Genomic DNA, 10,300 nt, shown 5'->3' on the forward strand with positions numbered 1-10,300 from the left:
CTATTATCCAGATAGTACGATCGGCTATTTAATTGAATCTCCAAACAATCAAGTAATCACTATACCATTACATAATTTAGATAAATTAGATAAGAGTACAGAAAGCGAAATCCAAAATATCGTCAACAGTATTGCGGAAACAAATGATCTTCAGCTGTTTCTCGTGAATATCAGACTTCTTGATATTCACTAACAACACTTAAGGATGGTTAGAGACCTCTAAATAGTACAGAAAATTTGTGTGCTATAATCAAGAAAAGAGGTGATCATTCTGAGAATTTTAGTTTTAGGTGCCACTGGGCGTGTGGGTAGCCACATTGTTTCCCTAGGTTTACAAGATGAACATAGCGTTACAGCTTTAGTTCGTAACCCAAATACGCTAAACATAAATGATGATAATTTACAGATTATACAAGGGAATGTATTGGAAAAACAACATATAGAAAATGCCATGGCAAATGTTGATATTGTGATCAGTGCTTTAAACACGGATGGCACCAATACATTAACCAAAAGTATGCCGTTAATTCTTGAAGCAATGGAAAAAACGCATGTGAAAAGAATTATAACGATTGGAACGGCTGGAATTCTACAAAGTCGTCTGACACCAAGTATTTTACGATATCAATCGAGCGAATCAAAAAGAAAATCAACCTTTGCGGCAGAAGAGCACCATAACGTCTATCATCTATTGAAGAAATCTGACACCGATTGGACAATCGTCTGTCCTACATACTTACCTGGTGGTGAATACACGGGTACTTATCGAATCGAACGAGATTTTTTACCAGATGGTGGGGGAGAAATATCTGTTGCAGATACGGCAGAGTTTGCCTATCAACAAATTCAGAGCAAAGAATATGTGAAATCGCGTGTAGGTATTGCTTATTAGATTTCAAAATAAGAATAAGAAGCGGACAAAATGAGACTGAAAAAAGACTGATAGTAGTGGATAGTTGGGCAAGCCTTGTTCAGCTAAAGGGGAGCGTTAATCAAAGAATGATTAACGCTTTTTCTTATTTTCACCTACAGACTAAAAAAGTTAAGGTCACCAAAGTTAAAAGGTGACCTTAACCTAAACATGTCGTTAGCAAATCAGCCCTCAGATAGAACTAAATACCGTTTAACAACATTGTCGTATTTCACGATTAAAATATCATCACGTTCTTTTGCTGAATAAATCTTTGCGCCAATCGGTAAATGGTTAGCTGTACCATTTTTAAAATCCTCAGCTTTAGTGGCATTATATTTTATGGCACCAATATATTGATCTTCATTAATCTCAAGTTCATCGATCCATTCTATTTCGGTTTCAAAAATATTACCTTCCCACTGAAAAATATCTGCTTGGTTGTTTAATCTTAAAGATTCAGCTGCGTCAGGTTTTTTAGAAGTAAAAGTATCTACTGTGCCTGTTTCATTACAACCAACTAAAGATAAACTAAACAATACTACAATTAATAAATAGTCTTTCTTCTTCAATATATCACCTACTTAATTCAGTCGGAGGAAACCCACAAATTTACTTATACGATCAATTATTTGATGTGGCATGCAAAGGTGTAATTTAATGAAAGAAGATCTCTTTCTACAATGGGTTCTCCACCTGCTTTTAGACACCTTTCACTAGCCAAATTAATTTCCTGTTGATTAAATATGATTGCACCCCAGTTAAAAACACTACGCCAAAAACAAGTAATAGACCAAGTTTTAAAAATGGCCTTTTCATTTTATCGCTCCTTCTTTTGAACATGAAGTTCTCTACATCAATAAAAATGAATCCTTAACTCCTAAGTCACACAACTATTAATTACCGTTTTATGGTGATGGCTATTATTTACAGTTTAATGGAAGAACAGAGGGAAGTACATATTACATAATTCCTTAAAACGTTTAATGTTTCTGTTGTTAAAGTATGAAATTAGGAAACGGGAAATGAATAGAGAAGGTTAATTGACAAGTTGTATACATTTGTATACACTGTAAATGAAATCGAGATTGTATACAAATGTATACAATAGGAGGATGAAAATGAGAAGTGAAAAAATGAAGGAATTTAGAGAAGAGGGACATCATCGAGGGGGACGTCATAGAGGAAGAGATGGCGCTCACCAACGTGGACCTAAAACCTTCCGTCGTGGAAGAGCTATTGCTTTTTTAGAGATGATGAATTTAAAGCGTGCAACGATTAAGCAACAATTAGAGCAACCAGAGTTTCAATCGATTCAGCCAATACTAGTGGGTGAATTAAAAGCCATAGATATGGTCATCAATGAATTCAGTCAATTATTTGAACTACATGAAAGTGAAACTATCGATACATCCGTTAGTCAAGAAGAAGATGAAAATTCTTTAAACCATGATGAAGAAGGGAATAACCTAAATGAAAATAATTAATCATTACATTGATTCAGTGTTTCATACGCAAGACGCTATTTTAGAGGAGGTCATTACATCCATTGAAGAAAACGGAATGCCCGCCATTTCAGTTTCTGCTTCCTCTGGAAAACTTTTAACAATGCTTGTCTCGATGACAGGCGCTAAAAACATTCTTGAAGTAGGGGCTCTCGGGGGATATAGTGGAATTTGTCTAGCTAGAGGATTCGGTAGTAATGGAAAATTAACTTCTCTAGAGTTAGAGGAAAAATACGCGCAGTTAGCTTACAGTAATTTATCAAAGGCAGGTTTTGGTGAACAAGTGACCTATATGACGGGACCTGCATTGCAAAGCCTTGAAAAGTTGGTGCAGGATAATGAGCGATTCGATTTTTTCTTTATCGACGCTGATAAGGATAATTATGAAAACTATTTAAATTATTGTGTGAAGCTAGCAAATTCCGATGCTATCATAATTTCTGATAATGTCCTTGCTAATGGGAGTGTGGCAGACCCAAATGCCCAACCAAAACGTTATACGGAATTAATGAAGAAATTCAATGTAGCAGTAGCGAACCACCCTCAATTAGAGTCGATTATTCTTCCAATTGGTGATGGTATGACACTTTCAAAAGTGAAGAAGTAAGTCACTATTTTGTTTCGAAGGCACTGACGGACTGCATGTTAGTGCTTTTTTTGCTTTACAATTTTTCTAGTCTACAAGTATAAATAATTGAGGATCCATCCGGTAATTCCAGCGATGATTCCAACAATAATTAAGATACGTCCATGCTTTGTCGCATGATAATCATTTCTTAAAACGATGCCCATACAAATCGCAATAATATCACAAAATAATTGAAAAAAGACAAATGCAAACGAAACGTTTATCCAACCAATTAGTATGAGTAGGGATTCATAGTTTTTTTCAGTTTCCATATACATTCCTCTTTTCATGTTATGTATATATACCATTTTATTGGACAGTTTTATTAAAAATACATGATTTAATTTGGATATTATCAGTAGTATAAAATTGGGAAGCTACGATGGGGGTTCAATTAAAAAAAGACTAAAGTCGACCTTGTTGTAAGCTCGATTTCAGTCTAATTTCACATTTAACTTTTCTGATATGCTGCTAAGTATTTCAGTTTGCTCCTGCTGAATTTTATGAATTTAATTAAAATCCAAATGATAAAGGCAGCTGGAACAATGTAAAACATACATATATCGAAAGGAGGTATAAGTGCAAAAAATATTCCCATTTTAAATCTCTTTTTTATGAATAAAGTAGATGGATGGCCTATTTATTACTTTAATTCTAGATGTAGTACTGGATAATGGCGACCTGAACTATCTGTTAGTTCTTCACTAACAATAGTAAAACCATTTTTCAAATAAAACATCTTTGCGTTGTCATTGTCTTTATTAACATCAACAGACCTTATATTAAAATCTCTAATAAGGTGTTGTATAATTTGTTTTCCATAACCTTTTCCAATTTCAGCCGGTTCTAAAAATAGCATTTCTAAGTGCTGATTATTGGTACCTGAAAAACCTATCAATTCGCTTTCCACAAACCAAAGTCTCACATCAAGATGCGGGAAATACATAGGAATTTCCTGTTTAATGTCTTCCTTATCTTTTAAACTTAAAAAATCATGGGTTTTGGTAACGGATCTATCCCAAAGATTTATAATAGCTTCATAGTCATTAGTTGTAGCTTGTCTGTTTTTCATAATGTTCTCTCCTTTTTCTCTTCATTATCAGGCTCCTTTCTATTTTTTATTTGAAGATTTTAACGATGTAGCACCAATCTAAATAAAATTTCATTTTCTATGATCCTCTCGATTTAGGGAATTTGTTCTTCTTATAATTTTTATGTAACAAAAGTTGTAACATATGGTACTAGATGAAACAAAATAATAAAAGGGCCACATTGGTGACCCTTAGTATCAAGTCAGGAGGTGTAAGGCTAAATTAGCTTTACACTACTAAATATATGATGTAGAAGAAATTTAAGTTAGTTTTGTGCCTGTAAAATAGATTCATTTTTTTGATTTCACTATCATAAAATCCTAGACTTAACTAATTTTAGTTCCGTTTGGTACAGGCTGATCAGGAGATAATAGAATGACATCTCCTTCTACAGGAATACCGCCAATCACTAAAACTTCAGATTTAAAGCCTGCCACACGACGAGGAGGGAAATTAACAATCGCTACTACTTGCTTATTAATGATTCCTTCAGACGTATAGCGTTGAGTAATTTGTGCAGAAGATTGCTTGATTCCAAGGTCTTCTCCAAAATCAATTTTCATTTTAATGGCAGGAATCCTTGCTTTCGGAAGTTCCTCAGCTTGGATCACAGTACCAATTCTAATATCAAGATTCACAAAGTCTTCTATAGTGGCCATAAAAAATACTCCTTCATTTAACTTTCAATTTGTATAAACTCTTGTAAATTCTTTTCGATGAAATTATTTATTTTTTCTATAGTAGCTGGATAAATATTTTCGAACATTGCATAAAGCGATTCAAATGATGCAAGGAGCTCTTTGTTTTGATTTAATTCATCTCGAGTGATTGAAAAATTCTCTAATGTAGTAGGGTGATGATGTTGTTTTAGTTCTTGTTCAATTTTGTCAAGGAGTAAAAGAAAAGGTTCATCATGAAAGTACTTAAAACATGCTTTGATAGCTGCCCAATTTTTAGGCTGAGCCATGAAATAAGCACTCCACCAATAATATTCGATAAGAGATTTACTAATATGGTTATAATAAACATGAAACATAAATAATGCTCGTTGGCCTTCCGTAAGTTCCTCATAAAAACGTTCTTTCACACCGATATCACTTTCTTCGGACATTCTTACCTTATAAATCTGAATTAGTGGTTCGAAGCACCTTTGACTTAGACTGGAGCAGTTAAAATCCAAATTCTCTTCCTTTACCTTTATTATCAAAATAATCACACTCCTTCCCAATAATATAACATTTTGGAATTGGAATGTGCAGCGTTATTTACATACATTTTGGATTGTTATTGGTTTTGTATACAGTTAAAAGTAAAAAAATAAAAGCATCTTTTAGTGTAAACCTCAAATAATAATGATTAGAAATAATTATTTACAGGAGGTGAGAACTTGAGGAAATATTATCTGCTGATCGCATTATGCATTATGGGAATATTTCTATTTTTTGTAAATGAAAAATCCTTTGCAGATAAGGGAAGGAAGTATTACGAAGAAGCAGGCCAAATTTTGTGGGATATTAATACTGATGAAAAAGTGATCGCCTTAACCTTTGATGATGGTCCTCATAAAAAGTACACACCTGCTATTTTAGATATATTAGACAAGTACAATGCTAAGGCTACATTTTTTATTGTGGGTGAAAATGCAGAAAAAAACCCTGATCTTGCTTACCGTATACACGAAGAAGGTCACGAACTGGCCATTCACACATATACACATCCTTTTAGGACTAACGTTTCCAATTTAATGAAGGAAATAAAACAAACACATGCAACAATTTATGGTATTACGGGATATGCTCCTGTCTTATTTAGACCAGTTGAAGGGCAATACACGGATTCCATGATTGATGCAATAGCAAAAGCAGGATATAAAGTTGTTATGTGGTCATGGCATTTAGATACATTTGATTGGAAAAGTCCTGGAGACAAGAAAATTACCAATACGGTTTTAAAAGGTGCAAAGCCTGGAAGTGTCGTGTTATTTCATGACGGCGGTGGTAATCGTGAGCAAACAGTAAGGGCATTGGATAAAATCTTACCAGAGCTTGAAGACCAAGGATATAAATTTGTAACGATCTCAGAGCTGCTGGATATTCAAAAATTAAATAAAGATGGAAAATAATATAGGCAGGGCTCGGTTTGAAATGTAAACCGGGCTTTGCTTTTTGAATGTTGTTAAAAAATGGTTTAAATAGTAGCGGTATTGTATAATTAAGTTCATTATTTTCGAAAAACTAAATGAAATGGAAGTGGGAAAAGATGAAACAAATTATTGCATTAGGAGGAGATTTAGAGCCGATAAAATGTTTAGGATTTCTTCCGGGTAGTAATTGTCCTCATTATGATGGAGAAATCAATCGAAGACCAGCTTATCATAATTTGGTGAAAGCGAATAAACTCTCATCTGGAATTGCCGCTGATGATGGAGTAGCCGTTCATTATATCGATCAAGAAATTCATAAAATCGTTAGCTCAAAACCAAATGGTAAAGCCTATAAGGTCTCCTTGGATAAGGAGATCAATGAGGAAGAATTAGCTGTGAAATATTTGGGTACTATAGATTAATAATATTTTATTATCAAAGATTGTCATAACTTCAAAGAATAAGCCTACTCATGATTATCCCATTTTGAATAGGCTTATTTATTTTTTGAAGCAAGACCGTCCTACTGATGCTCCGACTTTTTGAGAATCTTGTTTTTGTCGAAACAAAATAGGGTAATCAAACGTAAAATAAGGAAAGGGGGGATTTGGGGTGAAATATTTATTAATCGGTGTTCTCGTATCATTATGCGGTGTTTTCATATCGATGATTTTGTGGGGAATGGATAAGATCTATTTAGTTCCAGGAACAGTTGGCTGTATTTTCATTGTCATTTCAATGGTTTTTTCAGGGTCTATGGCCAGTGGGGATCGGATGAGGGCAAACTTTGCTACCGAAACTACAGGACATCGGGACGAACGTCATAAAATCACTATAAATTCCTTATACATTGCTTTACCAAATATTATTGTTGCGGTTTTATTTTATTATTTAAATAAATGATGGAAAAACGCTCAGAACTTTTTTATTAATAAAATGAATAAAGCTTCTATAGAAAGTTGAATATTCAAAAATAAAAGGTCACTCGGACAAAAGTGACCTTTTTTGTTTTAACTGTAGTATGTCAGGCTGGTAAGTTATTCTACTATTACTATGGATGTTATTTAGCAATAGAGAGTATGGAATGTTTGATTGTGACAATGATAATTAGCATTAACTTTTTTCATTAAAAATCTGAATAGTAGTAGAAAACGGCATTAATATTGCATGAATGTTGTACCGACAATAATTAAAAGAATGAAGAGAACTACGATTAAGGCGAATGCTGAGCCGCCGCCGTATCCTCCACCGCCGTATCCTCCATAACAACCACAGTTACCATAATTTCCACCTTGGTAGTATCCCATAAAATATCCCCCCCTTCTACGTCTATAATATGTTCAGGTGTAGAAAGGAGAGGAGGTATTCATCTATGTTTTACGCAGTTTGGTTTGAAAATTTGAAAAGTTTATAATGAGGAATTACTAAAGAAAAAGGACATCTATGCTAATGGTTTCTTGGATTTTTGAGGTTTTTTTTAGGGAGTAGAGCATGGTACTTATGACATTTAGAGAAAAATCATTTTTTTAGAATAATAAAATTGAAACTATTACAAATTTCAATCGTATAAATAAGGAAGATTCTCGGAGGTGTTTGTACTATGCCGTTTATTGGATGGGCTATATTAACTTTTTCAATTGTATGTTACTTACCTTTTTTTATCTGGCTTTCTGCTAGTTATCTAAGTAACGGTGATCAATCAAAAAGAAAAAATAACTATTGGTTATTCTTGATGTTAGCTGGATTATTAAATTCTTTGAATTTTTTCTTGTTTAAGATTCAAGATACATATTTCTTGGCAGTAATAGTCACAATCATTTTATTATCGAGCCAATACATGTTTTTCATCGTTCGAAAAGATAAAAGAAAAGCGATGGAATGACTAACGAAACGTTTCAGAAATTTGTGTTGCAGTACACAAAAAAATATCCCCTTGAATTTAGACTAATTCAAGGGAATATTTTAAAAAATCTAGAAAGTTCTTCGCTATCTAGAAGATTCGATTTTACCTCTGCTTTTTAAAATTTTTTCTGTTTCAATACCCGCGTTGAAAACGGACACGATCATAAGAAAGAAAAATAGAATTTGAATGAACCTATCTGCTGTCCAATAGCCCAAATAATTCATAAATACAAGGATGACAAATAAAATAGCAGTAACAATGGGGGAACAAAGGCGTAATTTACGAGACATTTTATATCCTTATTTTTACGTTAACAAAACCATGCTCTAAGGTTAACGTAAAAGGGTGTTAAAAAGTATAAAAAGAGCATACGCAATTAAAGTGGTTTATTAATTTTTAGTTTCCAGACCAAAGTGACATATACAAATGGCATATATGATACCGCTAATGATGCCCCAAAATTCTAGACCAAAAGGTAAAAGAAAAGTAGCGATACCTACTATGTATGAATATCCCAAATAGCTTCGCTAGTTTATCTTTACCACCAATAAAACTTTCTGCTTGGTAACCCGCAATTTCTGCTTTATAGATAAGATAACCCATGAAAAAAATAGTAAAGCAAGAACAATACAAGTAACATTTTCAGCAATCATTTTACGTGTCGCCGCACTTTTTTAGTTCTAATAAATATGCGAATATAATGAGAAAGGGTTTTCCAAATTATTACTCGTGGTGATGTATTTCTCAATACAAGCATTCGGTGTAGAAAGTATTCCATCCTACCAAAACTTAGATAAATAACCCTAAACTAGAGAATACCTATATATATCAGTATAGGTATAAAAAAAATTGAGAAAATCGAATAACAATAAAACTGACTACTCCCACAGCTAAAGCAGTGGGGTTCTTATATACTTAAGAGAAGCGTTACAAAGCTCTCCACAGATGGTGTTGCCATGTCCTGTGTACAACATCTTTGATTTATCCTCTGTTCCATAAGACTTTCTTATTTACACAACCGATGTTGTGTTGGCAATAAGTTTTAACGAAGGCAGGTAGCTCTACCTACGGAGGAATACCCCTCACTTGATTTGTTTGATACCCATGCTAAGAGGGAATGTTTTCTTTACTTGTTTCAAGTCTTCTATATGTTGATTGTGTAACTCTAAAAAGGTAGTAAACGTTTTATTGCATAAATCTTGATTTGTTTGTTGTAAATTTGTATCACTATTCATCAGTAAAAACGCACTATATAAATCTCGTTGTACGAGATGACTTCCAATTTGACTCCAACGTTGATGCAGTTTTTTCTTTTCATAACTATCCGTCACATGGTTATACTGACTGGCTCTAAAGGTGATCGTATTTACTTTCTGTATCGTTTGCTTTGTGTAACCTAATTTTTGATGGATGATTTCCACTAGCATGGCAGGGGCATGATTCCCAATGCTTTTTCCAAAACGCTTTTTGGATTGGATTTTGCCCTGTATATTTGTTTTGGTTTCTTTTGTACGTTTTGCCAATCCTTTAAAATGCATGGTTTCGATGTACACCTCATCGCCAAGAGACAAGATTTTATTTGCTAACGCACCATGTTTTTCTTTGATGTAGGAAGCTTTCTTTCTATATAATTCTTTTATTTGTTTTTTTGTTTTTTGATAGTTTTTACTATATGTCCAACGGAGTTTGACGCCATGTTTTATAGTACCATCCTTTTTGAAATTGTTAGGATTGGTACTTCTACGACTTCTATCGAACTTGCGTAATAAACGTCTTTTTTGTTTCTCCAATAAAGGTACTTCTGGAGCAAGTTGTTGGATGAAAACTGTTTCTTCTGAAACAATCGCAATGGTAGAAGGACCCATGTCAATACCTACTCGTTTTTGTTTTTGATAGGAATGCCGAAAGGCTCCTGTAGATGGAATTCTCTTTGCAGGAGGAATCCCATCCATCACAAGTTGTACGTAAAAAGTATGTTTTCCACGAATCACTTTTTTGACTAGACGACAATATTTAATGGTATGAAGAGCAAGGGATTCTTTTACAAACAAATCTTGTTTGCGAATACGAACAGGAAGGGTTAATCCATTCCAAAAGACAATATTCTCTTTAAATCGAAT

At 33.7% G+C, this 10,300-nt stretch carries 14 protein-coding genes and 1 pseudogene; 8 read left to right on the forward strand and 7 right to left on the reverse strand.

The genetic code is table 11. From position 1 onward, the window contains the following. Both ACFXN8_RS24800 and ACFXN8_RS24805 read left to right on the forward strand, forming a co-directional pair. Positions 1 to 193: pseudogene (locus tag ACFXN8_RS24800) on the forward strand (hypothetical protein); the annotation flags it as partial. Between the two features lie 78 nt (positions 194 to 271). Next, complete coding sequence (locus tag ACFXN8_RS24805; RefSeq protein ID WP_386848125.1) at positions 272 to 892, forward strand: NAD(P)-dependent oxidoreductase; 621 nt, start codon at positions 272 to 274, stop codon at positions 890 to 892. 203 nt (positions 893 to 1,095) lie between these two features. Here the strand turns inward: ACFXN8_RS24805 and ACFXN8_RS24810 are convergent, their stop codons facing one another. Next, entirely contained in the window at positions 1,096 to 1,482 is a 387-nt protein-coding gene (locus ACFXN8_RS24810; RefSeq protein WP_386848116.1) for a hypothetical protein, read from the reverse strand. A 549-nt stretch (positions 1,483 to 2,031) separates the two neighbouring features. Here ACFXN8_RS24810 and ACFXN8_RS24815 point away from each other — a divergent pair. Next, positions 2,032 to 2,397, forward strand: coding sequence for a hypothetical protein (locus ACFXN8_RS24815; RefSeq protein WP_386848117.1), 366 nt, complete (start codon positions 2,032 to 2,034; stop codon positions 2,395 to 2,397). After that, positions 2,384 to 3,022 (forward strand): O-methyltransferase, encoded by a 639-nt coding sequence (locus ACFXN8_RS24820; RefSeq protein ID WP_386848118.1) that lies wholly within the window; start codon positions 2,384 to 2,386, stop codon positions 3,020 to 3,022. Before ACFXN8_RS24815 ends, ACFXN8_RS24820 begins: the two co-directional genes overlap by 14 nt. Before the next feature lie 71 nt (positions 3,023 to 3,093). On the opposite strand, the gene ACFXN8_RS24825 is transcribed toward ACFXN8_RS24820, so the two are convergent. The 4 genes from ACFXN8_RS24825 to ACFXN8_RS24840 all read right to left on the reverse strand — a co-directional run bounded on the left by ACFXN8_RS24825 (position 3,094) and on the right by ACFXN8_RS24840 (position 5,341). After that, positions 3,094 to 3,315, reverse strand: coding sequence for a hypothetical protein (locus tag ACFXN8_RS24825; protein ID WP_386848119.1), 222 nt, complete (start codon positions 3,313 to 3,315; stop codon positions 3,094 to 3,096). A 371-nt stretch (positions 3,316 to 3,686) separates the two neighbouring features. Continuing rightward, positions 3,687 to 4,115 (reverse strand): GNAT family N-acetyltransferase, encoded by a 429-nt coding sequence (locus tag ACFXN8_RS24830; RefSeq protein WP_376074310.1) that lies wholly within the window; start codon positions 4,113 to 4,115, stop codon positions 3,687 to 3,689. A gap of 345 nt (positions 4,116 to 4,460) precedes the next feature. Then, complete coding sequence (gene csaA, locus ACFXN8_RS24835; protein ID WP_386848120.1) at positions 4,461 to 4,793, reverse strand: chaperone CsaA; 333 nt, start codon at positions 4,791 to 4,793, stop codon at positions 4,461 to 4,463. Positions 4,794 to 4,810: 17 nt separating this feature from the next. After that, complete coding sequence (locus tag ACFXN8_RS24840) at positions 4,811 to 5,341, reverse strand: hypothetical protein (RefSeq protein WP_386848121.1); 531 nt, start codon at positions 5,339 to 5,341, stop codon at positions 4,811 to 4,813. Between the two features lie 180 nt (positions 5,342 to 5,521). On the opposite strand from ACFXN8_RS24840, the gene ACFXN8_RS24845 reads away from it, so the two are divergent. The 3 genes from ACFXN8_RS24845 (at position 5,522) to ACFXN8_RS24855 (ending at position 7,180) form a co-directional block, all read left to right on the forward strand. Next, a complete protein-coding gene (locus tag ACFXN8_RS24845; RefSeq protein WP_376074313.1) occupies positions 5,522 to 6,256 on the forward strand; it encodes a polysaccharide deacetylase family protein in 735 nt (244 codons plus the stop codon). Between the two features lie 137 nt (positions 6,257 to 6,393). Further along, positions 6,394 to 6,699, forward strand: a complete 306-nt coding sequence (locus tag ACFXN8_RS24850) for a Type 1 glutamine amidotransferase-like domain-containing protein (RefSeq protein ID WP_386848122.1) — start codon at positions 6,394 to 6,396, stop codon at positions 6,697 to 6,699. A gap of 190 nt (positions 6,700 to 6,889) precedes the next feature. Then, positions 6,890 to 7,180: a DUF5316 domain-containing protein gene (locus tag ACFXN8_RS24855; RefSeq protein WP_386848123.1), complete on the forward strand. Its 291-nt coding sequence runs from the start codon at positions 6,890 to 6,892 to the stop codon at positions 7,178 to 7,180. A 254-nt stretch (positions 7,181 to 7,434) separates the two neighbouring features. Here the strand turns inward: ACFXN8_RS24855 and ACFXN8_RS24860 are convergent, their stop codons facing one another. Next, entirely contained in the window at positions 7,435 to 7,584 is a 150-nt protein-coding gene (locus ACFXN8_RS24860; RefSeq protein WP_376074316.1) for a YjcZ family sporulation protein, read from the reverse strand. 293 nt (positions 7,585 to 7,877) lie between these two features. On the opposite strand from ACFXN8_RS24860, the gene ACFXN8_RS24865 reads away from it, so the two are divergent. Beyond that, a complete protein-coding gene (locus ACFXN8_RS24865; RefSeq protein ID WP_376074317.1) occupies positions 7,878 to 8,159 on the forward strand; it encodes a hypothetical protein in 282 nt (93 codons plus the stop codon). Positions 8,160 to 9,262: 1,103 nt separating this feature from the next. On the opposite strand, the gene ACFXN8_RS24870 is transcribed toward ACFXN8_RS24865, so the two are convergent. Then, the coding region (locus tag ACFXN8_RS24870) for a hypothetical protein (protein ID WP_386848124.1) at positions 9,263 to 10,300 on the reverse strand (1,038 nt) is incomplete at its 5' end.

The organism is Lysinibacillus sp. NPDC059133 (assembly GCF_042755925.1).
GTDB lineage: Bacteria > Bacillota > Bacilli > Bacillales_A > Planococcaceae > Lysinibacillus.